20 protein-coding genes and 1 tRNA gene are annotated in these 22419 nt (G+C 60.8%); 14 read left to right on the top strand and 7 right to left on the bottom strand.

All coding sequences use genetic code 11. From position 1 onward, the window contains the following. Positions 1–76: 76 nt before the first annotated feature. Positions 77–3709, bottom strand: a complete 3633-nt coding sequence (locus FHT28_RS31950; protein WP_168598400.1) for an ATP-binding protein — start codon at positions 3707–3709, stop codon at positions 77–79. Positions 3710–3930: 221 nt separating this feature from the next. Between FHT28_RS31950 and FHT28_RS31945 the strand changes: the two genes are divergently transcribed. Further along, positions 3931–4380, top strand: coding sequence for a phasin (locus tag FHT28_RS31945; RefSeq protein WP_037199021.1), 450 nt, complete (start codon positions 3931–3933; stop codon positions 4378–4380). 216 nt (positions 4381–4596) lie between these two features. Then, positions 4597–4673: transfer RNA gene (locus FHT28_RS31940), tRNA-His, on the top strand. Positions 4674–4724: 51 nt separating this feature from the next. Here the strand turns inward: FHT28_RS31940 and FHT28_RS31935 are convergent. From FHT28_RS31935 to FHT28_RS31925, 3 genes are all read right to left on the bottom strand, one after another. Then, positions 4725–4871 carry a hypothetical protein gene (locus FHT28_RS31935; protein WP_162693744.1) on the bottom strand — a complete coding sequence of 49 codons (147 nt, stop codon included), beginning with the start codon at positions 4869–4871 and terminating at the stop codon, positions 4725–4727. A gap of 115 nt (positions 4872–4986) precedes the next feature. Beyond that, positions 4987–5703 carry a hypothetical protein gene (locus FHT28_RS31930; protein WP_168598399.1) on the bottom strand — a complete coding sequence of 239 codons (717 nt, stop codon included), beginning with the start codon at positions 5701–5703 and terminating at the stop codon, positions 4987–4989. Between the two features lie 378 nt (positions 5704–6081). Continuing rightward, the gene (locus tag FHT28_RS31925) at positions 6082–6963 is read right to left on the bottom strand and encodes a LysR family transcriptional regulator (RefSeq protein WP_047561005.1); all 882 of its coding nucleotides are present in this window, start codon (positions 6961–6963) and stop codon (positions 6082–6084) included. A gap of 112 nt (positions 6964–7075) precedes the next feature. Here FHT28_RS31925 and FHT28_RS31920 point away from each other — a divergent pair, with 112 nt between their 5' ends. The 11 genes from FHT28_RS31920 to FHT28_RS31870 all read left to right on the top strand — a co-directional run bounded on the left by FHT28_RS31920 (position 7076) and on the right by FHT28_RS31870 (position 18686). Beyond that, positions 7076–8572 carry a CoA-acylating methylmalonate-semialdehyde dehydrogenase gene (locus FHT28_RS31920; RefSeq protein ID WP_168598398.1) on the top strand — a complete coding sequence of 499 codons (1497 nt, stop codon included), beginning with the start codon at positions 7076–7078 and terminating at the stop codon, positions 8570–8572. A gap of 145 nt (positions 8573–8717) precedes the next feature. Then, complete coding sequence (locus FHT28_RS31915) at positions 8718–9065, top strand: VOC family protein (protein WP_092573029.1); 348 nt, start codon at positions 8718–8720, stop codon at positions 9063–9065. A 228-nt stretch (positions 9066–9293) separates the two neighbouring features. Then, complete coding sequence (locus FHT28_RS31910; RefSeq protein ID WP_092572988.1) at positions 9294–10361, top strand: YjgN family protein; 1068 nt, start codon at positions 9294–9296, stop codon at positions 10359–10361. After that, on the top strand, positions 10333–11436 hold the full coding sequence (locus FHT28_RS31905) for a M48 family metallopeptidase (RefSeq protein ID WP_210255944.1): 1104 nt from the start codon (positions 10333–10335) through the stop codon (positions 11434–11436). The genes FHT28_RS31910 and FHT28_RS31905 overlap by 29 nt, the downstream gene beginning before the upstream one ends. A gap of 120 nt (positions 11437–11556) precedes the next feature. After that, the gene (gene rirA, locus FHT28_RS31900) at positions 11557–12045 is read left to right on the top strand and encodes an iron-responsive transcriptional regulator RirA (RefSeq protein WP_037199013.1); all 489 of its coding nucleotides are present in this window, start codon (positions 11557–11559) and stop codon (positions 12043–12045) included. Between the two features lie 342 nt (positions 12046–12387). Further along, the gene (locus tag FHT28_RS31895) at positions 12388–13983 is read left to right on the top strand and encodes an ABC transporter substrate-binding protein (protein WP_037199011.1); all 1596 of its coding nucleotides are present in this window, start codon (positions 12388–12390) and stop codon (positions 13981–13983) included. An 89-nt stretch (positions 13984–14072) separates the two neighbouring features. After that, on the top strand, positions 14073–15077 hold the full coding sequence (locus FHT28_RS31890; protein WP_037199010.1) for an ABC transporter permease subunit: 1005 nt from the start codon (positions 14073–14075) through the stop codon (positions 15075–15077). Positions 15078–15086: 9 nt separating this feature from the next. Continuing rightward, complete coding sequence (locus FHT28_RS31885) at positions 15087–15980, top strand: ABC transporter permease subunit (RefSeq protein WP_047561021.1); 894 nt, start codon at positions 15087–15089, stop codon at positions 15978–15980. Next, positions 15980–16996, top strand: coding sequence for an ABC transporter ATP-binding protein (locus FHT28_RS31880; RefSeq protein WP_037199007.1), 1017 nt, complete (start codon positions 15980–15982; stop codon positions 16994–16996). The genes FHT28_RS31885 and FHT28_RS31880 overlap by 1 nt, the downstream gene beginning before the upstream one ends. Beyond that, positions 16993–17946 (top strand): peptide ABC transporter ATP-binding protein, encoded by a 954-nt coding sequence (locus FHT28_RS31875; RefSeq protein ID WP_037199004.1) that lies wholly within the window; start codon positions 16993–16995, stop codon positions 17944–17946. Before FHT28_RS31880 ends, FHT28_RS31875 begins: the two co-directional genes overlap by 4 nt. A 212-nt stretch (positions 17947–18158) precedes the next feature. Beyond that, the gene (locus FHT28_RS31870) at positions 18159–18686 is read left to right on the top strand and encodes a gluconokinase (protein ID WP_168598397.1); all 528 of its coding nucleotides are present in this window, start codon (positions 18159–18161) and stop codon (positions 18684–18686) included. Positions 18687–18694: 8 nt separating this feature from the next. On the opposite strand, the gene FHT28_RS31865 is transcribed toward FHT28_RS31870, so the two are convergent. From FHT28_RS31865 to FHT28_RS31855, 3 genes are all read right to left on the bottom strand, one after another. Continuing rightward, positions 18695–19942 (bottom strand): FAD-binding oxidoreductase, encoded by a 1248-nt coding sequence (locus FHT28_RS31865; RefSeq protein ID WP_168598396.1) that lies wholly within the window; start codon positions 19940–19942, stop codon positions 18695–18697. A 129-nt stretch (positions 19943–20071) separates the two neighbouring features. Continuing rightward, a complete protein-coding gene (locus tag FHT28_RS31860) occupies positions 20072–20569 on the bottom strand; it encodes an isoprenylcysteine carboxylmethyltransferase family protein (protein WP_168598417.1) in 498 nt (165 codons plus the stop codon). Continuing rightward, positions 20569–21621: a type III polyketide synthase gene (locus tag FHT28_RS31855; protein ID WP_168598395.1), complete on the bottom strand. Its 1053-nt coding sequence runs from the start codon at positions 21619–21621 to the stop codon at positions 20569–20571. Before FHT28_RS31855 ends, FHT28_RS31860 begins: the two co-directional genes overlap by 1 nt. Before the next feature lie 195 nt (positions 21622–21816). Between FHT28_RS31855 and FHT28_RS31850 the strand changes: the two genes are divergently transcribed. Continuing rightward, a complete protein-coding gene (locus tag FHT28_RS31850; RefSeq protein WP_037198995.1) occupies positions 21817–22359 on the top strand; it encodes a tetratricopeptide repeat protein in 543 nt (180 codons plus the stop codon). Positions 22360–22419: the final 60 nt, after the last annotated feature.

Below are 22419 nucleotides of genomic sequence, written 5' to 3'. Positions count from 1 at the left end.
AAGGTTACGATGCACCTTGGCTGCAGCTATTGCCCGATAGTGGTGCGTTTCCACCACCATCAAACTAAGATCATCTTCAATTCGCCAGCACCCTCGGCGACGGGAAGGTGATTTCCACCAGCGTTCCTTCATTGGGCGCGGAGTTGATCGAGAAGCTCGCCCGGTTGGCGTCGACCATGGCTTTCGTCAGCGGCAGGCCGAGGCCGGTGCCGTCGCCGCGCTTGCGGGAATTGGTCGACACCTGTCGGAAAGGCTTCATGGCCTGTTCCAGTTCCGAGCGTGTCATGCCGACGCCCGTGTCCCGGATGCGCAAGACAACGCTGCCATTGCCTTCATAGGAGGTCGACACGACGATCTGGCCGCCTGAAGGCGTGAAGCGGATGGCGTTGGACAGGATATTCAGCGCGATCTGCTTGATCGAACGCTGGTCGGCCACGACATTCGGCACGGCTTGCGACAGCGCGGTGCGGATGATGACGCGCTGGCTGTTGGCCTGTGGCTGCACCAGCGAGACCGACTCGGTGATCGCCTCGTTCAGGCCGACCGACGCGAATTCCAGATCCATCTCGCCGGCCTCGATCTTGGAAATGTCCAGCAGATCGTTGACGATGTCGAGCACATGCCGGCCGGAGCGGCCGATATCGGTCGCATATTCGATATAGCGCGAATGGCCGATCGGCCCGAAACGCTCGCCGGCCATCATGTCGGAAAAGCCGATGATGGCATTGAGCGGCGTGCGGATCTCGTGGCTGACGCGGGCGAGGAAATCCGTCTTGTGGGCATTGGCGGTTTCGGCGGCGCGTTTGGCGTTGCGCAGCTCTTCTTCAGTCCGCTTCCATTGCGTGATGTCGCGGATGACGGCGCAGTAGCCGTTGGAGGAATTGAGCCTGCCCATGGTCATGAACAGCGGCACGAAGCCGCCAGACGCCTCGCGGCCGATCACTTCGCGGCCGTCGTTGAGCACGCTTGCGACGCCGTGGCCGGAAAGGCCGCTGAGATAGTCGAGCACCGCCCTCTGGCTTTCATGGGCAAACAGCATGGTGAAAGGTTTGCCGCGGGTTTCCTGGTCGTCGTAGTTGAAGAGCGCGCTCGCCGAGCGGTTCACCGAGCGGATCTCGCCCTCCTGGCCGATGATGATCACCCCGTCGGTCGCCGTTTCCAGCGTCGAGCGCAATTCCTCGATCTCGACCTGCAGCTTGGCGACCTTTTCGAGGATGCGTTCGGGGCGGGCTTCCTCGGCAACCGGTTGCGGCGGGGCGGACGGCTCGCTCTTCTCCACCGGCATCAGTGCCAGCATCAAGGCGGTGCCGTCCTCCCAGCGGATCGATTGCAGCCGCGCGGTGACCGGCACCAGCGCGTCGTCGGCGCGCACGACCATCATCGTGCCCGGCTGCTCGGTCTTGCCTTCCAGATCGTTGCGCTGCAGGAGCGCGTCCAGACCGCCGACGTGCTCGAGATCCGTCAGGCTCTCGTAACCGGTCAGCCGCAGAAATTCCGGATTGCCGTGGATCAGCCGATCGCCAGCATGAACGAGGATGGCCAGCGGCAACTGATCGACGATCTCAGCCGACAGGCCGGTGTGCATTTTTATGCGCGGCGGAATGGCGGTGCTCAGAACATCAAGCGGATCGAAATCCTCTTCCGGCTCGGCTGAGGCGCCTTGCGTTTCGGCGGGAGGATTACCGGTGGCGGCATCGTCCGGCTCCTCCGCAGCGTCGGCGGGTTCCTGGCTCGGTTCGGATGCCAGTTCGCTCGCTTCCGCCGCAACGTCGGCATGCTGAGCGTCGACATTGTCGTTTCCGACGGTCGTTTTGGCCGTGTCGGACAGGATTTCGTCAGCCGCGTTCGGTTGCGGCGCGATATCGACGCTTTCCTCAGATTGCTCAGTGGGCGGCTCAGTGCGCTTGCCGAAGGGTTCGAGCTGCCGAGCGATTTCCCGAAAGGCGGCCTGCTCGCTTGCTGAAAGGCCGGCCGGTGTCAGCGGACGGCGCTCGTAGAGCCGGATGACCTTGTCCGACTCGCGGCGGTTCGGCGTGTCGGCGATCTGCAGAGCCGGTGGCTCCTCGCTTGTGGTGGGGGCGTCTTCAATCGTTGCATGGCCGATATCCTCGGCTTGTTCGGTCGCGGCTGCGTCTTCCTGCTCGGGAGCTGGATGTTCGGTCGCCGCCTCTTCCATCTCCGCCGTTTGGTCGATAGCGGCAGGGGGCGTGGACTGGTCGTCCTGCTCGCCCAGGGTCATTCCACGCTTCGTCGGGTCTTCGATGGTATCCGCCAGACGGACCACGCCGAAGCCTCTGAAGCCGTCGAATTCGCGGCTGCGCGTATAGGTCGGCAAGGCGGCCAGGTCGACCGGTACCATCAGACCCGTGCCTTCCACCGGCCAATAAATCGTCCGACCCGACCAAGTGTCGCGCCGCGCCAGCAGTTCGGCGATCTTGCCGTCCGGATCGAGATTGAAGCGGGCGGCGACATCGGTAAAGGCGGCGCCTGCAAGCTGCGCCGCGTGCGGTCCCACAGCATCGGCGAACTCACGCGAAACCTCGCTGAAGTGGCCTGCGGCATCGATCTTCCACACGAAGCGGGTGGCGCGGCCGTTGCGCTTGAAAGTGAAGCTCTCCGCGTGATCGTCTTGGGCAGCGGGCGCTTCGGACGCGGCGGCCGGCTCGGCGCTCACATCCGTTGGGGCATCGGCGATATGGTCTTCGCCGTCATCTGCCGCTTCCATATTCGGTTCGTCGGATTGGGCGGCCGCTTCGATATCGGCGTCGCTTGCGCCATCCATCAGGGCTAGCGCATGTGTGTCTTCCGCCGCGCTATCGGTGGCCGGAGCTGCCTCGGCCTGTTCGTCCGGCTGATATTCCGGCGTCTCGTCCAGTTCCTGAATATGCGCCACCGCATCGATGACGTCGCCGAAGGGCGCTGTCGCAGCGGGGGTGGGCGCTTCCTCCAGGGCCGCACCTTCCAGTTCCCGGCGAGCCTCTTCCGCCTGCGGTTCGGCCGAAGCCGACGCGGCGCCGAGGCTACCTGTCGGATCGAGGTGACCGAGGGCGGTTTCGACGACGAACAGCAGGTGCAGGGCGGGGATTTCCGACAGCTTGCCGATAGCGGCCGGCAGATAGCCGTGACCGGTCGGGATCGGCCGCTTGATCAACCGGTCCGGCTGCGCGCCGGCCATGGTCGTCAGCATTCTCGCCGTCTGCGGCGTGACGCCCAGCGTGCCGAAGCGGGCGGATGCGGCGATCACTTCGCCGTCGCGGCCGACGACGGCCATGTGGGTATCGGGGTCGTCGAACCCGTCGATCATGCGCTTGGCGCATTCGGCTGATGCCATCGGCTTGGCCGAGACCGGCGAGGAAAACAGGATTGCTTCCTCGTCCGCCTGAATGCGGATGAGTTCGACCGCCGCGTTGACGACCGCACGCTGGAAGCCGGAGGCCATGCGGATCAGGAAGGTACGCTGGTCGCCAATGCCGCCAAGTCCGCGCGCCGTCGCTTCGATCTGGCGGAACGAGACGTCGCCGGGCTTCGGTCCCTGATCGAGGAAATCGTAGATGACGTCGTAGCCGAAGAGGTTGGCGCCGGCGCCATTGGCCCACAGCACGCGATCCATGCCGGTCGAGAACATTACCATGGCTTCACCACGGGCAAAGCGTTCCCGAACGCGCGGATGCACGGCAATGTCAATGAACGGATATTGAACTGCGGGCATATTCCAACCTGTTTTGCGGGCGTGACCGCCTCTCGTGTTTTAACGGTTTATTAATAACCGTACCCCGCTTTTGGGTCCAGCAAAGGCCCCATCTTTCGGCCGGAAAGGTTAATGCGTTGTGCGTCGCACAATTATGTTGCACTGCACAATTTTTTATATTATATAAGCCTCACACAGTTCACGAAGGGTGCCTCGAAGAGGACCCGTATAGGAGCGTAATCATGGCTACTGTAAAGAAAGACGACGTTTTTTCAACGGCTGCATTCGATCCTTCCAAGGTCTCCGAATCCTTCCGCGAATTCGCGGAAAAGGGTGCTGCCCAGTCCAAGGAAGCCTTCGCTAAGATGAAGGCTGCCACCGAGGAAGCCGGCAAGACCGTCGAAGCGACGGTGCAGACTGCACAGGCTGGTTCCGTTGAGATCGGCCTCAAGGCAATCGACGTTCTGCGCACCAATGCCGAAAGCTCGCTGGCACACATGGAAGCCCTGCTTCGCGTCAAGTCCGTTGCCGAACTGTTCGAACTTCAGACCTCCTTCATCCGCAAGCAGGCCGAAGTCACCATCGAACAGGCCAAGTCCATTCAGGAAACCACCAAGAAGGTTGCTGAAAAGCTGGCAAAGCCGGCCAAGGATGCAGCCGAAAAGGCAATGGCTTCCTTCAAGGTCGCCTGATTTCCCAAAAGCCTCCCAAGGCATGAACGTCCCGTTTTCAGGTGAAAGCTCTGAAGGCGGGACATTTCGTTTAGGGATGGTTCCTGTTCGTGCAAATGCTGGCGGCGCACCACCATCCGGATATCTTTGAAGCTTTTTTGTATTGCGGGGAGATAGGACTTGAAATAATTTCAAAGTCCTCGTATGTCACCCCCGTTCGCGGCGACGCGAGCATGTGCGGTTGTAGCTCAGTTGGTTAGAGCGCAGGTTTGTGGCACCTGAGGTCGGAGGTTCGAGACCCCCCAACCGTACCATTCTCTCCCCAGTCGATCAGACATGATAGCTCTCCCGGCACCGGCAGAGGGCTATTCCTTGCTTTCAGGTTTCTTTACGACATGCCCCGGCGAGATCGGATCGCTTGCGGGAAAGGTTTCCTCGAGCGCCTCTTCGAGGTAGTCGTCCTGTTCCTTGTGGTCTTTCTCAGCCTGCTTCGGTTTCTTTTTCTCGCTCATCATCCTTACTCCCCAAAGTGCTCCTGAAATAACTAGACCACGGGATGCCCTTGTCCAGCGTAGCCTCATCTGAGCGCCGTGTCGCGCGCTTCTTGGGACTCACCGGGAGATGCTCTTAGAATGTAATCCGCGACACGATCGTAGCGCGGCCACGTGGTGGTATTGCGGGCGTCTCGGGGGGAACTCTGAATGTCTTTCGCACGGCGCGCGGCGCGGCGCCGGGGATGGCGTTTTCGACTGCGGCGATATCCTCGGGTTTGAGTTTGGAGGCGCTGCAGGCACCCTGTTTGTTCCAGAGGCTTTCGGCAATGCTGCTACCCACCGCGGCGGTGATGGCTGTTCCGGCTATATCGTTCTGCTGAACTTTATTTGCTTTCACCATCCCCCGGATGGCCTCGCCGAGTATCTTGGCGGAATCCTCGAACGACACGTTGCGTACCTGGTCGAACCGCTTGCTGTTCTCGCCATCCACAATGCAATGGTGCGCCGTGAACAGCCAGTCGTGGATCATGTAGGCCGGCGCATAACCCCACGGTGACAATCCTTTGAAGACCTGCGCGATCTTCGGAATAGAGCCACCGTCCGTGTACATCAAGCCGGGCTGGATTTCGGCGCCGGGTAGAGAGCGATCAGCTCGGCGGAACGTCAAGGGATCGGCAGGATCGGGAACGAAGACGAACTTGCCATCTCCGCTGGAATCACCCTCGCCAACCCACATCACGAACAGGCTGCCGGTTAGCGTCGCCGGAGCAAGCTGTGAAAAGTCGACAGTCGTGCATGCGTTGAGACCAACGGCAAGCGCCGTGAAGAATACCCCGCCTTTCAGCATCAAGCGCTCCCTCGGAATCTGCTCGGATGAAATGAAAGCCTGCCACTCTACTTATGCACGAGCTGGCCGCATGCGCAAATAAAACCGAAAGTCTTGCACGGCGAGGACACGGTGCCGGCTTCCGACGATGGACCAGCGAGATTTCCCATGGAACCCTGCCTGCTCCCGACCGTTAGCCAATATCAGCAACAAGACGGAAGGAACTGGCATGTCCGTGCCGCGCGAGCCGATTCCCGAGACGCCACCGATGCCTGATCCGGGTTGGGCACCGAAGCCGCCGATTGAGGAGCCGGATCCGGATAGGATGCCGGATGAAATTCCCGTGCCCAATCCTGATGAGAACGAGGAGCCGCCGAAACATGCTTAGGGCGAGGCGGGCCTTTACAGGAACATCCGCCGTTCTTCGCTGACCAGTTCCTGCAGGAAATCCGACACGGTGCGCACTCGCACGAGATCGCGGGCACTTTCGTGATAAACAGTCCAATAGGCGCGCTTGATGGAGATATCGGGCAGGATGCGAGTGAGTTCCGGGAATTGCCTGGCGATGTAATCGTGCAGGATGCCGATGCCGGCGCCGGAGCGAACCGCTTCCGTCTGGCCGATGGAGGTGGAGATTTCGAAAGAGGCATCCCAGCTGCGCATGATCTCGCCGGAGAAATTCAGCGAGGCGGTGAAGATCAGGTCCTCGACATAGCCGATGCGCGGATGCAGCTTCAGCGCTTCCACGCTATCGGGCAGGCCTGCCTGCTCCAGATAGGTCTTCGAGGCATAGAGGCCGAGCGTGTAATCCGTCAGCTTGGAGGAGACCAGGCGGCCCTGCTCGGGGCGCTCCAGCGTGATCGCGATGTCGGCCTCGCGCTGTGACAGCGAAAAGGAGCGAGGCACCGGCACGAGCTGGATGCGCAGCTCCGGATAACGCGCGATCAGCCGTCCGAGCCTGGGCGCCAGGAAGGAGACGCCGAAACCGTCCGGCGCGCCGATGCGCACCGTGCCGGTAATGGCGCTGTCAAGGTGGCCGACGCTTGCCTGCGCGCGCAGCATCTCGGTTTCCATGCGCTCCGCCGCATGCAGGAAGATCTCGCCCTCTGCTGTCAGCTCGCAGCCATTGGTGCGGCGCACCAGCAGTCGTGTCTTCAGCCGCTCCTCCAGCGTCGTCACCCGCCGGGAGAGCGTGGCATGGTTGACGCCGAGCCGCTTGGAGGCCGCCAGAATCTGCCCCGTGCGGGCGACGGCGAGAAACATGCGGACATCATCCCAATCCATATGCACATCCAGGGCTTTAATTTTTGCACAACGGTTGCTTATAACAGCTCATTGATTTGTGCAAATTGAAGTGCGATCCTGTATACATCCAAGAAAACGAGGAGGCACATCCATGCAAGAGATCGGTCATTTCATTGGCGGCAAGCACGTCGCCGGCACCAGCGGACGCACAGCCAACGTCTACAATCCGGCAACCGGCGAAGTGCAGGCGACGGTAGCACTCGCCAGCGTCGCGGAGATCCGCGCAGCGGTCGAAAATGCCAAGGCAGCGCAGCCCAAATGGGCGGCCACCAATCCGCAGCGCCGCGCCCGCGTTTTCTTCAAATTCGTCGAGCTTCTGAACAAGCACATGGACGAGCTGGCCGAGATGCTCTCCAAGGAGCACGGCAAGACGATCGAGGATTCCAAGGGTGACATCATCCGTGGCCTGGAAGTCTGCGAATTCGTCTGTGGCATTCCGCATCTCGCCAAGGGCGAATTCACCGAGGGCGCCGGCCCGGCGATCGACATGTATTCCATCCGCCAGCCGGTTGGCATCGGGGCCGGCATCACACCGTTCAATTTTCCGGGCATGATCCCGATGTGGATGTTCGCTCCGGCGATCGCCTGCGGCAACGCTTTCATCCTGAAGCCTTCCGAGCGCGATCCTTCCCTGCCGATCCGCCTGGCCGAACTCATGATCGAAGCCGGCCTGCCGGCAGGCATCCTCAACGTCGTCAACGGCGACAAGGCTGCGGTCGACGCCATCCTGGCCGATCCGGATATCGCTGCTATTTCCTTCGTCGGCTCCACGCCGATCGCCCGTTACGTTTACGGCACGGCTGCCATGAACGGCAAGCGCGCCCAGTGCTTCGGCGGCGCCAAGAACCACATGATCATCATGCCGGACGCCGACATGGATCAGGCCGTCAACGCCCTGATGGGCGCCGGCTATGGCTCGGCCGGCGAGCGCTGCATGGCGATTTCTGTCGCGGTGCCGGTCGGCGAGGATACGGCCAACCGCCTCGTCGAGAAGCTGGTGCCGAAGATCGAATCCCTGCGCATCGGTCCTTATACCGATGACAAGGCCGATATGGGTCCGCTCGTCACCAAGGACGCTTATAACCGCGTCAACGGCCTGATCGATCGTGGTGTCGGAGAGGGCGCCAAGCTCGTCGTCGACGGCCGTGGCTTCAAGCTGCAGGGATATGAAGACGGCTATTTCGTTGGCGGCTCGCTGTTCGACCACGTCACGCCGAGCATGGATATCTACAAGACCGAGATCTTCGGACCGGTTCTGTCCGTCGTCCGTGCCAAGAACTATGAAGACGCGCTCGACCTGCCGATGAAGCATGAATATGGCAATGGCGTCGCCATCTACACCCGCGACGGCGATGCTGCCCGCGATTTCGCCTCGCGCATCAACATCGGCATGATCGGCGTCAACGTTCCGATCCCGGTTCCGCTCGCCTATCATTCCTTCGGCGGCTGGAAGGCTTCCAGCTTCGGCGATCTCAACCAGCACGGCACGGACTCGATCAAGTTCTGGACGCGCACCAAGACGATCACCGCCCGCTGGCCGTCCGGCATCAAGGATGGCGCCGAATTCGTCATGCCGACGATGAAATAAGGATCGCCATTATCGAATGATTTCAACCGCCGTCCGACATATTTCCGGGCGGCGGTTTTTTGTTGCGATTGTTTTGGGTAGAGTGAGCTTGTCTACGCCATTGTTTTGCTCTAGAACAAAACAAGAACAGTGGGAGGACCGCATGGTGTCCGTGACCTATCAGATCGACTATCTTGAATTTCCGTCGAAAGATGGCCTGAAAACCCGGCGCTTCTTCCAGGAAGCTTTCGATTGGAGCTTTGTCAGCTACGGGCCGACCTACCATGTTATCGAGGCGGCGGGTATAGACGCCGGCATCGACGGCGATGCGGGGGAAGCGGCCGGCGCGCCGCTGCCTGTGGTGCGCACCACCGATCTGGAAGAGGCCCAGCGCGCAGTCGAATTCGCCGGCGGCGTCATAACCCGTCCCGCCTTCGATTTCCCCGGCGGCCGACGCTTTCACTTCCGCGAGCCGGGCGGCTGCGAAATGGCCGTCTGGGTCTCCGCGCCCTGAGCACCAGGCCAGTGTGGCATTAAGGTTGCAGCTACGGGGGCTATTTGCCCCCTTGGCGGGGCGAATGCTGCCGTCGGATATTTTTCCGTTGATCGGCGCTTATTTTCCTGCTCTCAAGTGCAACGGTAAGGCGAGTGATGTGGTGCGCAACACATCTCCCTGCGGCCCGTGCTCATGTGGAGTGCCTCCGGGAAACGCTCGTCCTCTCGTGGGGTAGGGGACTACAATATGGCAACTGTCGAGCAAAGCTATCCGTTGGGCGGAAAGCCCTTTTTCCAAAGGGCTTCCTTCACGGGCAACGCCTCCGAATATTTCGGCATCTGGATCGTCAATATTCTGCTGACGATCGTTACGTTGGGCATCTATTCGGCCTGGGCAAAAGTACGCCGCAACCGGTATTTTTATGGGAATACCGCCCTTCTGGGCCACAGCTTCGAATATCATGCCAAGGGCAAACAGATACTCATCGGCCGGCTGATCGTGTTCGGCTTTCTTATCGTGGTGAATATACTTTCACACGTGGCGCCGTTGGCGGTGCTGGCGATCTGGCCTGTCATGCTTGTGGTATTCCCATGGTTTCTCATGCGCGGACTGAGGTTCAATGCGCGCGTGACAAGCTATCGCAATGTGCGCTTCGATTTCGTCGGGACCTATGGCGGCGCGTTCAAGGCGATCTTCCTGGGTACCCTGGTAACGGTGATATCGGTCGGGCTGCTGTCTCCGGTCGCAACCCGCTGGTTCTATAAATACGTCTTCGACAATCTGCGTTACGGAGATCGACCCTTCTCGACCGAGCCGCGATTGGGCGCGCTGTACGAGGCGTTCATCACCGTAGTCGCGATTGTGATCGCCGGCCTCGTGATCTTGGGACTTTTCGGTGCTGCCGCAGGCGGTTTCAGCGGCAACTCGATGGGTCGGGGAATGGGTAGCATCAGCCTGTGGCATTGGATGATTGTGCTTATTTTCCCGATTTACATATTGGCCGGCCTCTACTATCGCGCGACGGTGCGCAACATCATCTGGTCGGCCGCGATGATCGATCATCGCCATCAGCTCAGAAGCGATCTCGGTCGCCGGCGCTATGCGTGGATTGCGATTTCCAATGTCGTTGTCACCTTGGTAACCCTCGGATTGATGCGCCCCTGGGCGGCCGTGCGCATGCAAGTTTTTCTTACCGAGCATACTGCTGTCCATGTCGACGGTGAAATCGGCGTGGTCTTCGACCAGATCCGCTCGACCGGCAACGCCATCAGCGCGGAATATCTCGATGTCGATGGATTCGACTTTGGCTTCTGATCCGCAAGCGATCGCGACGGGCATCTGGCATCCGCCGCATTCCAGCCGGGAGGTTCCGGCCCGGCTGTTGGATGTCGGCGGATCGCTCATCGTGCTGTCTGACGAAGAGGGAGACGCGAGCAAGCGGCTTGCCTGGGGCATCCGCTCCGATATCGACGTCAGCCAGCGCGTGGGCTCCATCCCGCGCCGTATCGTGTTCGGAAACGAATCGGTTTTCGAAACCCGCGATAACGACGCCGTCGATGCCTATCTGCAAAGCCGCGGCGAAAAGCGCAGCAGCTTTGTTCATCGGCTCGAGATCGTCCGTTCCCGGCTGATCGCCTTCGCCCTGGCGGTATTCGTCCTGGCCTCGATCATCTATCGTTATGCCCTGCCGGCCCTCGTGGAAGTCGCCGTCCTGGTAACGCCGCCGGTGGTGCCGGAGATGATGTCGGCGGGAACGCTGAAGACATTGGATCGAGTGACCTTCGGCCCCAGCAAGCTTCTCGAGGCGCAGCAGGCGGAAATTCGCGATGATTTTACCAGGATAGCCGCGAACGCTGAGGGCGGTGCGGGCCGCTATCATCTGAATTTCCGCGATGGCGGCCTCATCGGCCCCAACGCCTTCGCGCTGCCGGACGGCAATCTCGTCCTGACCGATCAGCTCGTCGAGCTGGCCGGCGGCGACAAGGAGATGATCACCGCCGTGCTCGGCCATGAGATCGGTCACGTCGAATACAAACACAGCCTCCGCCAGCTGTATAGGGCCGCCGGTGTCGCCGGTCTCGTGTTGCTGATCGCCGGAGACGTGGGCTCTGGCGTTCACGACGTATTGACACAGGGCGGCGGCCTTCTTGCGCTTTCCTACTCCCGGCAAGCCGAGGCGCAGGCCGATCGCCGCTCGGTGGAGCTGATGCTGGCCGCCGGCAAAGACCCGGCAGCGTTGTCGCGCTTCTTCGATCTCCTCGAAGCCAAGCTCGATGATCATAGTGACACCAGCATGCTGTCGACCCATCCGGGTACGCCGGAGCGCAAGCAGGCGATCCTCGATTATGCCAGGGAACTGAAGGAGAAGCAGGCGAGGACGGGCGGATGAGGAGGTCGGCGCCGTCAGAATAACGTGAATATGAATTTCATATTTTGGAATTGTTCAAAACTAAGAAAGTCTCTATATACGGATCGACCCCCTAAGCAGCCTCGATTCCAGGAGATCGGCATGCGCTTGACGAAACAGACCAATTACGCGGTGCGCATGTTGATGTATTGCGCCGCCAACGACGGCCATTTGAGCCGCATCCCGGAAATCGCCAAGGCATACAGCGTTTCCGAGCTTTTCCTCTTCAAGATTCTGCAGCCGCTGACGAAGGCAGGTCTCGTCGAAACCGTACGCGGCCGCAACGGCGGCGTGCGCCTCGGCAGGCCTGCGACCGCCATCAGCCTTTTTGACGTCGTTCGTGTCACCGAGGATAGCTTCGCCATGGCGGAGTGCTTCGAAGAGGGCGTGGTGGAATGTCCGCTGGTGGATAGCTGCGGTCTCAATACGGCGCTGCGCAAGGCTTTGAACGCTTTCTTCGATGTTTTGACGGAATATTCCATCGACGATCTGGTCAAGGCGCGTCCGCAGATCAACTTCCTGCTCGGCCTGACTGATCTGGATCACCGGGCGATCGCCAAGAAGCCGCGGATCGCCGCTCCCGCAGCCTGATCGCCCTTCGCGAATTCCATCATGTTTGCGATCCGCAGTTGCCTCCGGCCGCTGCGGATTTTTGTTGGTATTGCCTCCTATCGAGGCAATAGAGGGTTAGCCGATTGCAAGAGTAAAATGTCAAATCATTCTGAAACTGCTAAATCGGCGCAAAATTTTGCCAGATTATTACCAATTCAAAGGCTTTTTTGTCCAAAAATTTCCAAACTCCATAATTTGGAAAAAATTTAGGCGGCGCTTGTTGCTTTCAAACTTAAAATAAAGTTCCATCGGCCCGATCCGGAAGGGAACCTCTGGGGTGTCCACGGCTTCAAAAGAATAACAAACCTGGGAAACGATATCATGAAAAAGATCTCTGTCCTGCTGGCAGTGACAGCCTTGACTTCGGTCATGGCGACGTCCGCCTGGTCGAAAACACTCGTTTATTGCTCGGAGGGCTCGCCGGAAGGATTCGATCCGGGAATTTATACTGCCGGTACCACGTTCGATGCTTCTTCGCGTACGGTCTACAGCCGCCTCGTCGAATTCAAGCACGGCAGCACCGAGGTCGAACCTGGCCTTGCCGAAAGCTGGACCGTTTCCCCCGACGGCAAGGAATACACCTTCAAGCTGCGCAAGGGTGTAAAGTTCCAGACGACCGATTTCTTCACGCCGACGCGTGACCTCACTGCCGATGACGTCATTTTCTCCATCGGCCGTCAGATCAGTGCAGACGGCCCCTGGGCCAAGTATGTCGCCGGCGGTTCCTACGAATATGCTGACGGCATGGGCTTCACCAAGCTGATCAAGTCGATCGACAAGGTTGACGACCTTACCGTAAAATTCGTGCTGAACCATCCGGAAGCCCCGTTCCTCGCGGACCTCGCTATGGACTTCGGCTCGATCCTGTCGAAGGAATATGCAGACAAGCTCCAGGCCGACAAGAAGATGGAGCAGATGAACCAGCAGCCGCTCGGCACCGGCCCGTTCACCTTCGTCGCCTACCAGCCGGATGCCGTCATCCGCTACAAGGCAAACGAGACCTATTTCAAGGGCAAGGAAAAGATCGACGATCTCGTCTTTGCGATCACGCCGGATGCATCCGTCCGCGCGCAGAAGCTGAAGTCCGGCGAGTGCAATATCATGCCGTACCCGAACGCGGCCGACATCAAGGATCTGAAGGCTGACAAGAATCTCAAGGTTCTCGAGCAGGCCGGCTTGAACGTTTCTTACCTCGCCTACAACACGCTGATCGCGCCTTTCGACAAGGTCGAAGTGCGCAAGGCGCTCAACATGGCCGTCAACAAGCAGGCCATCGTCGACGCCGTCTTCCAGGGTTCGGCTTCGGTTGCGACCAACCCGATCCCGCCGACCATGTGGTCCTATAACAAGGACGTCAAGGACGATAAATACAACCCTGACGAAGCCAAGAAGATGCTTGAAAAGGCTGGCGTCAAGGATCTCAGCATGAAGATTTGGGCGATGCCGGTGTCGCGTCCCTACATGCTGAATGCACGCCGCGCTGCCGAGCTGATGCAGGCTGACCTTGGCAAAATCGGCGTCAAGGTCGAGATCGTCACCTATGACTGGGCTCAGTATCTGAAGCTTTCCTCCGCCAAGGACCGCGACGGCGCGGCCATCCTCGGCTGGACCGGCGACAACGGCGACCCGGACAACTTCCTTGACACGCTGCTCGGCTGCGATGCCGTCGGTGGCAACAACCGTGCGCAGTGGTGCAACAAGGAATTCGACGACCTGGTGAAGAAGGCCAAGCAGACGGCCGACGTCAAGGAGCGCACCAAGCTCTACGAACAGGCCCAGGTCGTGTTCAAGCGTGAAGCACCGTGGATGACCATCGACCATTCGGAAGAGTTCATCCCGATGACGAAGAATGTCACCGGGTACTTCCAGGATCCGGTCGGCGTTCACCGCTTCGACGGCGTCGATATCGCCGAATAACAAAAAGTCTGTGAGAATGCCCGGCTAGAACCGGGCGACCCGGCGGTCAGGCAATCTGCCTGACCGCCGGAAAAATTTGGACAACTGTCATGTTGCGATTTCTTTTCAGCCGTCTTGCGGTGCTGATCCCGACATTCCTCGGCGTATCGATCGTCGCCTTCTCTTTCATCCGTCTGCTTCCCGGCGATCCCGTCATGCTGCTGTCGGGCGAACGCGTGATGTCGCCGGAACGCCATGCCCAGATCTCGCACGATCTCGGCTATGACCAGCCGATGGTCGTTCAGTACGGCAAATACATCTGGAGCGCCTTGCACGGCGACCTCGGCACCTCGATCACCACCAAGCGTGACGTGCTGACCGACTTCTTCACCTTCTTCCCGGCAACGCTCGAGCTGTCGATCTGCGCCATGATCCTGGCGATCTGTCTTGGCATTCCGGCCGGCGTTTTCGCCGCCGTCAAACGAGGGACATGGTTCGACCAGACCGTCATGGGCGTCGCCCTCGTCGGCTATTCCATGCCGATCTTCTGGTGGGGCCTGCTGCTGATCATCGTCTTCAACGGCTATCTGCACTGGACGCCGGTTTCGGGCCGCATCGGTCTCATCTACTTCTTCAAGCCGATCACCGGCTTCATGCTGATCGACAGCCTGCTGTCCGGTCAGAAGGGCGCTTTCTGGTCCGCGCTCAATTCGCTGATTCTGCCGACGATCGTTCTCGGCACCATTCCACTTGCCGTCATCGCGCGGCAGACACGTTCGGCCATGCTGGAAGTGCTCGGCGAGGATTATGTGCGCACCGCCCGCTCCAAGGGCCTGTCGCCGCTGCGGGTCGTCTCCGTGCATGCGCTGCGCAACGCCATGATCCCTGTGGTCACCACCATCGGCCTGCAGGTCGGCGTGCTGCTCGGCGGCGCCATCCTGACGGAGAGCATCTTTTCCTGGCCGGGCATCGGCAAATGGATGATCGACGCCGTCTTCAAGCGTGATTATCCGGTGGTGCAGGGCGGCCTGCTGCTGATTGCCGGCATCGTCATGCTCGTCAATCTGGCTGTCGACGTGCTCTACGGCTTCGTCAATCCACGCATTCGTCATTAGGAGCGGCTCATGAGCACGGTTAGCGTCAAATCCGACCGCCCCTCCGCTCTGGCGGAGTTCTGGTACTACTTCTCTCGCAACAAGGGCGCCGTCATCGGCCTTGCGATCTTTCTTTTCGTCCTGTTTCTGGCGATCTTCGCCGGCCTCGTCGCCCCGCATGATCCCGATGCCGCCTATGGCAGCGACATGCAGCGCCTGCCGCCGTTCTGGGCGCAGGGCAGCAACAGCAGCTTCCTGCTGGGCACGGATGCCAACGGCCGCGATCTCCTGTCGCGCCTCATCTACGGCACACGGTTTTCACTGTTCATCGGCCTCGTGGTCGCCTCGCTTTCGGCAATCGCCGGCATTCTGATCGGCCTCCTCGCCGGTTATGTTCGCGGCCGCACCGATACGATCATCATGCGCATCATGGACATCATCCTGGCCATCCCGTCGCTGCTGCTTGCCCTGGTGCTGGTGGCGATCCTCGGGCCTGGCCTGACGAACGCCATGATCGCGATCTCCATCGTCAACCAGCCGCATTTTGTGCGCCTGACGCGCGCATCGGTCATGACCGAACGCGACAAGGAATATGTCATCGCCTCGCGCGTCGCCGGTGCCGGTCCGCTGCGGCTGATGTTCAAGACGATCCTGCCGAACTGTCTGGGGCCGCTGATCGTACAGGGCACGCTCGCGTTCTCCTCTGCCATTCTCGATGCCGCGGCTCTCGGCTTTCTCGGCCAGGGCGCCCAGCCGCCGACGCCGGAATGGGGCACGATGCTCGCGGACTCGCGCGAGTTCTTCCAGAGCAACCCCTGGCTCGTCACTTTCCCCGGTCTCTGCATCCTGATCACGGTCCTCGCCATCAATCTGATGGGCGACGGCCTGCGCGATGCCTTCGACCCGAAGCTGAAGAGGTCGTAATGGCGCTTCTCGATATTGAAAATCTCACCGTTGAATTCCAGACCTCGTCCGGCCTGTTCCGGGCGGTCGACGGTGTCTCGCTCACCTGCGACAAGGGAGAGATCCTCTCGATCGTCGGTGAATCCGGTTCCGGCAAATCGGTCTCCATGCTCGCCATGATGGGGCTCTTGCCCTGGACGGCGAACATCACTGCCGACCGCATGATGTTCGATGGCAAGGACCTGCGCGGCATCTCCGCGCGCCAGCGCCGCAAGATCATCGGCAAGGACATGGCGATGATCTTCCAGGAGCCGATGTCGAGCCTCAATCCGTGCTTCACGGTCGGCTTCCAGCTCGGCGAGACCCTGCGCATCCATATGGGTCTCGACCGCAAGGCGCGCCGACAGCGTTCGATCGAGCTTTTGAATCTCGTCGGCATTCCGGCGCCCGAAGATCGCCTGTCGAACTTCCCGCACCAGATGTCGGGCGGCATGAGCCAGCGTGTCATGATCGCCATGGCGCTCGCCTGCAATCCGAAGCTTTTGATCGCCGACGAGCCGACCACCGCGCTCGACGTGACAATCCAGGCGCAGATCCTCGATCTGCTCGCACGCCTGCAGCGGGAGCACGGTATGGCGCTGGTGCTCATCACCCATGACATGGGCGTCGTCGCCGAAACGGCTGAGCGCGTGCAGGTGCAGTATGCCGGCCAGAAAGTGGAGGAACAGCCGGTCAAGGCGCTGTTCCGCGATCCGCATCATCCCTATACGGCCGCGCTTCTCTCGGCGCTGCCGGAGCGTGCCGTGGTCGGCGAACGCCTGCCGTCCATCGCCGGCGTCGTCCCCGGTCAGCACGATCGGCCCACAGGCTGTCTCTTCGCACCGCGTTGTTCCTTCGCCACGCCCGAATGCGACAAGGGCGTCACACGCCAGGGCGTCGATCTCGGCAGGACCCTTTGCAACTATCCGCTGGAACATGGCAAGCCGCTCGGCCATCCCGGCATTGCCGCCACGCAAGCAGCAGGAGGTGCGGCATGACCGGCGCTGTTCTCGAAGGGCGCGATCTCGCCCGTTTCTACACCATCAAGCGCGGCAGTTTCAAACCGGAGGCGACCGTCAAGGCGCTGAACGGTGTCAGCTTCAGCCTGCAGTCGGGCCGCACGCTCGCCGTCGTCGGTGAATCCGGCTGCGGCAAGTCGACGCTCGCCCGTCTGGTGACGATGATCGAACACCCGACATCAGGTGAATTGCTGATCGACGGCAAGCCGGCGAAGCTCGGCGATCGCAGCCTGCGCAGCGCCGTGCAGATCGTCTTTCAGAACCCCTATGGCTCGCTCAACCCGCGCCAGAAGGTCGGCTCCATTTTGGAGGAGCCGCTGAAGATCAACACCGATGACGATGCCGCCACCCGCCGCCGCAAGGCCGAGGAGATGATGGCGCGCGTCGGCCTGCGCCCGGAGCATTACGACCGTTACCCGCATATGTTCTCCGGCGGCCAGCGTCAGCGCATCGCCATTGCGCGCGCCCTGATGCTGCGGCCGAAGGTGCTGGTGCTCGACGAGCCGGTTTCCGCGCTCGACCTGTCGATTCAGGCGCAGGTTCTCAACCTCTTGATGGATCTGCAAAAGGAGATGGGTCTTGCCTATCTCTTCATCTCGCACGGCCTTTCCGTCGTCCGCCACATCGCCGATGACGTGATGGTGATGTATCTCGGCCGACCGGTCGAAACCGGCACGGCCGAAGAAGTCTTCAGCCGCCCGCGCCATCCCTATACCGCGGCACTTCTGTCTGCGACGCCGATCGCCGATCCGGAGCGCGAGAAGAACCGCATCCGCCTGCAGGGCGAACTGCCGTCGCCGCTCAACCCGCCGACCGGCTGCCACTTCAACCCGCGCTGCTGGCGTGCGCAGGACAAATGCCGGCAGACCGCGCCGGAATTGACCGGCGAGGGAACGCATAAATTTTCCTGTTTCTTTCCGCTGGATTGATCCAAGTTGTGAAACAGGCAGGTCCGGCTTTCCCGCGCCTTTTTGCCCGGCACTGCCTCCGTCCCAGTTGCAGATGCCGATTGGCTTGCTCACCCTAACCCTCTTCCCGCGTGCGGGGAGAGGGCTAGGGTGAGGGGCCAGGCACTTGGATGCGTCAACGGCGGAACCCGCCTGACTGTCATTATCGGCCATGGTTCAAAGCAGAAAACAATATGAGTGAAATATCCAAGATTCCCCTTGCCATCATCGTCATGGGTGTGAGCGGCAGCGGCAAATCCTCGATCGGCGAGGGCGTGGCGGCTCGGCTCGACATACATTTCATCGAGGGCGATGCGCTGCATCCGGCGGCCAATGTCGAGAAGATGAGCAAGGGCATCCCGCTGACCGACGAGGATCGCTGGCCGTGGCTCGAAAAGATCGGCCAGGATATCACGGCAAGCCTTGCCAAGGGCGAGGGGATCGCCGTTTCCTGCTCGGCGCTCAAGCGCATCTATCGCGAACGCCTGCGGGCTGCTGCCGGCGGCCATCTCTATTTCATCTATCTTGACGGCTCCAAGGAGCTGCTGACCAAGCGCATGGGCGAACGCAAGGGCCATTTCATGCCCGCCTCGCTATTGGAAAGCCAGTTGCAGACGCTGGAAGTGCCGACCGGCGAGCCTGGTGTCGTCACCGTCGATATCGACGACACGATCGACGGCATTGTCGAAGCTGCTCTCAAGGGCCTTGCGGCAATCCGCTAGGCTGAAGATCACGGCGCGAATCGATCCGGCGCATAGGCCGAAATATCGATGAAAGGCTTCTCGCCGGTGATGAGCTCGGCGAGCACGCGGCCGGTCACGGGGCCGAGCGTCAGGCCGTGATGCGCATGGCCGAAGGCGAACCATAATCCCTCGTGGCGTGGCGCCTTGCCGATAATGGGCATCATGTCGGGCGTGCAGGGGCGGGCGCCCATCCAGGGTTCGGGGTCGAGCCGTTCGCCGAGCGGGAAGACGGTGCGGGCGACGGCCTCGGCGCGGTCGAGCTGCACCGGCGTCTTTGGTGCGTCGCGCAGCGCGAATTCCGCCCCCGTCGTCAGCCGGATGCCGCGGCTCATCGGCGCGAGCAGATAGCCGCGTTCGGCATCCAGCGTCCAATTGTTGAGAACGGCATTGCCCTCGGCGGCATAGTGCATGTGATAGCCGCGCTTCACGCCGAGCGGAAAGGCATAGCCGAAGCGTTTCGTCACCAGGTCCGCCCAGGGTCCGAGCGCGACGACGACATCCTCCGCCTCGATAGACCCTTCCGCCGTCACCATTCTCCAGGCCGAGCCGGATCGGCCAAGCGAGACGGCGTCCCCCGTCGTCACGCGGCCGCCGATGCTTTCGAAGTAACGGCGATAGGCTGATGTCAGCCCATGCGGATCGACCACCGACCATGGATCGCGCCAGCGCAAGGCGCCGGCGAAGCTGTCTTTGAGATGCGGCTCCGCCGTCGCCACGTCCGCGCTGGTCAGCGCATCGTAGGCGATGCCGAATTCGCGGTTGAGACGTTCGGCTTCGGCAAACTCCGCGTCGCGTTTCTCGTTCGAGCGGAAGAGCTCCACCCAGCCGTTCTTGCGGATCAGCTCGTTGGCGTGGGCGGCTTCGATGAGGTCGTTGTGTTCGCTCACGGAATGCTCGATCAATGGTGCATATGCGCGCGAGATCATCTCATGGCGCTTGGTGTTGGAATTCCACCAATAGCGGGCAAGGAAGGCGATCTGCGCGGGGAGGGCGCGCAGATGGTAATGCGCATCGACGCGATTGTTGAAGGCGTAGCGCAGCAGCAGGCCGAATTGCTGCGGAAAGCCGTAGGGCACCACGCCCTCGCGCTGGATGAGGCCGGCATTGCCGAAGGACGTTCCCTGGCCGGGCTCCTTCCTGTCGACGAGGACGACCTGGCGTCCCCGCCGCTGAAGGTGGATTGCCGTCGATACGCCGACGATGCCGGCGCCGAGAACGATTGCGTCCTTTGTCATTTTCCCCTGCTATCCGCATGTTCATGGCACTCAGCGCGATCTCACGGAAGGTTTGATATCGTTGCGTGGACTGCGCCCTAAGCATCGAAAATGCCTGCCAAATTTCAGCGGCGCAAATGAAAAATGCGGTCAGGCCGCAGTCTGTCTCAAGCAGGCGTTCTCGGCGCGGATGCGGATAGTGAGAATGATGCCGTTCAGCAGCGAAAAGATCGCTGCATAGAGCGGCATGCCGAAGCAAAGCGGCAGCACCGCTATCTCGGCGACGACAATCACATAGTTCGGATGATTGAGGAAGCGATAGGGCCCATTCGTCACAAGGGGCGCTCCGGGCAATATGATGATACGCGTCGTCCAGCGCTCCTTGAGCGTGGCCAATACCCAGAGACGCAATCCCTGAAGCACCATGAACAGGAGGAACCAGACGGGATCGACCGGCCGGCCGGTGGCAAGCAGCCACAGGCCGACGAGCCATGCCGCATGCATCGCCACCATGAAGGGATAGTGCTCCCCCGCGCATTCCCGGGCGCCGCGGGCAAGGAGGGCGGCGGTGTTGCGTCTCGCATAGGCCAGTTCCGCCAGCCGCTGCAGTGTCACGAAACTCAGAAGAGCGATCGATGGCCACAGCATCATGCGACCCTCTTCAGCGTGATGCAGCTCGCCGTAAACCCCGGCCCCATCGCAACCAATGCCGAACGTTCAGGCAATCCAGCGGCGATCGCGCGTTCCAGCACGAACAATACGGTGGGGGAGGACATGTTGCCGTAATCACCGATCACCTCGCGTTCTATATCGAGCGAGCCGGGCTCGATACCGAGCGCGCTTTCCAGCGCCGCAAGCACCCTGGCGCCGCCGGGATGGCAGATGAAACGGTCGACATCCGATAGCGAGAGCCCGGCTCGATCGAGAATGCCTTCAATCGCGGCTCTGACATGGGTCTCGGCAAAGACTGGCAGCGATTGCTCGAGGACGATGCCGAAGCCGGTGTCGTCGATCTTCCAGCCCATGATGCCGAGACTGTCGGGGAAAAGATGCTCGCCCGTCGATTCGATTTCGGCGATGCCACCATCTCCGGCCCTCAGGACGCAGGCCGCCGCCCCGTCGCCGAACAGGGCCGTGGCGATGATGTTGGGTCTGGTCAGCTCGTCCAGGCGGAAGGCCAGCGAGCAGAGTTCGATCGAGACGAAGAGGACGACGGCGCCCGGCCGGCTTCTCGCCATTTTCGAGGCAATGGCAAGGCCGGAAACGCCTGCCGCGCAGCCGAGCCCGAAGATCGGCACCCGCTCGATATCGCAGCGAAAGCCGAGCTCGCCGGCGAGCCGCGCTTCGAGGCTTGGTGTCACAACGCCGGTGGAAGAGACCGTGACGATGCAATCCACCTGATGAGCTTCGATCCCGGCGCGTTGCAGCGCCCCTGTCGCGGTCCGCCGGAAGAGCTCGGTTGCGACTTCGACATAGGCTGCCATGCGATCCTGCCAACCATGCGGCTGTTCGAACCAGGAAAGCGGCCGCGCCACATGGCGCTTGCGGATGCCGGTGCTTTCGAAGACGCGGGCCAGATATTTGAAATCCTGGAATCGCTCGGAAAACAATCGGCCCGCCGTTTCGGCGGCCTCCGATTGGAGAATGATGTTGTCGGGGGTTGCGACGGCAAGGCTTAGAAGTTTGACGGTATCGATCACGAGTTTCTCCTGCTGCCCTTGGAGGGCGTGCCCTGTGAAACACGCAACGATCGACATCTATTCGATGCCGGGGCGGTCACAAAAGAGTGACGACCGCCAAAGGTCTGAAGAAAAAATATTCTCAGGCGATCCGAATAAAAGCAGCAGGCGGTGTGTTCTCTCCTCGCAACATCCATTTTGCCAAGGAGACATTCCATGACGACCACCGCATTCCGCCTGGCTTCCATTGCCCTCGGCGCAGGCCTCGCCCTCAGTGCTTTCACCGTTCCGGTTTTCGCAGCCGGCGACAATTCCAGCACGACGCCGACCTGCAAGAAGGGCGAGATCTACGACCAGAAGACGAAGAAATGCGTCAAGCAGCAAGGTGCCAACGTCACGGACGAAAACCGCGCTGACTATGCATATTCGCTGGCCAAGAAGGATCATCGCTATCAGGAAGCGTTGGCGGTCCTCGATACCATGCAGAACCCCAACACAGCCGAAGCGCTGAACTATCGCGGCTATGCCACCCGCAAGCTCGGCCGCACCGATGAAGGTATTTCCTACTATACGAAGTCCGTCGCCATGGATCCGAAATACACGCTGGTCCGCGAATATCTCGGCGAAGCCTACGTCATCAAGGGTCAGATGGATCTCGCCAACGATCAGCTGAGCACGATCAAGGCGCTCTGCGGCAACACGACTTGCGAGGAATACCGCGATCTTCATGCGGCTATCCTGAACCCGTCGAGCCTTTGAGGTCGGGATCGGTTCAACGACAAATGTCATGAGCAGGGAGCTTTGCGAGAAATATGGGAA

The organism is Rhizobium sp. SG570, from assembly GCF_012275345.1.
Taxonomy (GTDB): Bacteria; Pseudomonadota; Alphaproteobacteria; order Rhizobiales; family Rhizobiaceae; genus Rhizobium; species Rhizobium lusitanum.
This window is presented reverse-complemented; position numbering and strand designations above follow the sequence as displayed.

What these genes read in the sequence shown, in the direction of transcription:
- FHT28_RS31950 (WP_168598400.1), bottom strand. Translation starts at nt 3,709, where the DNA reads ATGCCCGCAGTTCAATATCCGTTCATTGACATTGCCGTGCATCCGCGC.
- FHT28_RS31945 (WP_037199021.1), top strand. Translation starts at nt 3,931, where the DNA reads ATGGCTACTGTAAAGAAAGACGACGTTTTTTCAACGGCTGCATTCGAT.
- FHT28_RS31935 (WP_162693744.1), bottom strand. Translation starts at nt 4,871, where the DNA reads ATGAGCGAGAAAAAGAAACCGAAGCAGGCTGAGAAAGACCACAAGGAA.
- FHT28_RS31925 (WP_047561005.1), bottom strand. Translation starts at nt 6,963, where the DNA reads ATGGATTGGGATGATGTCCGCATGTTTCTCGCCGTCGCCCGCACGGGG.
- FHT28_RS31920 (WP_168598398.1), top strand. Translation starts at nt 7,076, where the DNA reads ATGCAAGAGATCGGTCATTTCATTGGCGGCAAGCACGTCGCCGGCACC.
- FHT28_RS31910 (WP_092572988.1), top strand. Translation starts at nt 9,294, where the DNA reads ATGGCAACTGTCGAGCAAAGCTATCCGTTGGGCGGAAAGCCCTTTTTC.
- FHT28_RS31905 (WP_210255944.1), top strand. Translation starts at nt 10,333, where the DNA reads ATGTCGATGGATTCGACTTTGGCTTCTGATCCGCAAGCGATCGCGACG.
- rirA (WP_037199013.1), top strand. Translation starts at nt 11,557, where the DNA reads ATGCGCTTGACGAAACAGACCAATTACGCGGTGCGCATGTTGATGTAT.
- FHT28_RS31895 (WP_037199011.1), top strand. Translation starts at nt 12,388, where the DNA reads ATGAAAAAGATCTCTGTCCTGCTGGCAGTGACAGCCTTGACTTCGGTC.
- FHT28_RS31890 (WP_037199010.1), top strand. Translation starts at nt 14,073, where the DNA reads ATGTTGCGATTTCTTTTCAGCCGTCTTGCGGTGCTGATCCCGACATTC.
- FHT28_RS31885 (WP_047561021.1), top strand. Translation starts at nt 15,087, where the DNA reads ATGAGCACGGTTAGCGTCAAATCCGACCGCCCCTCCGCTCTGGCGGAG.
- FHT28_RS31880 (WP_037199007.1), top strand. Translation starts at nt 15,980, where the DNA reads ATGGCGCTTCTCGATATTGAAAATCTCACCGTTGAATTCCAGACCTCG.
- FHT28_RS31875 (WP_037199004.1), top strand. Translation starts at nt 16,993, where the DNA reads ATGACCGGCGCTGTTCTCGAAGGGCGCGATCTCGCCCGTTTCTACACC.
- FHT28_RS31870 (WP_168598397.1), top strand. Translation starts at nt 18,159, where the DNA reads ATGAGTGAAATATCCAAGATTCCCCTTGCCATCATCGTCATGGGTGTG.
- FHT28_RS31865 (WP_168598396.1), bottom strand. Translation starts at nt 19,942, where the DNA reads ATGACAAAGGACGCAATCGTTCTCGGCGCCGGCATCGTCGGCGTATCG.
- FHT28_RS31860 (WP_168598417.1), bottom strand. Translation starts at nt 20,569, where the DNA reads ATGCTGTGGCCATCGATCGCTCTTCTGAGTTTCGTGACACTGCAGCGG.
- FHT28_RS31850 (WP_037198995.1), top strand. Translation starts at nt 21,817, where the DNA reads ATGACGACCACCGCATTCCGCCTGGCTTCCATTGCCCTCGGCGCAGGC.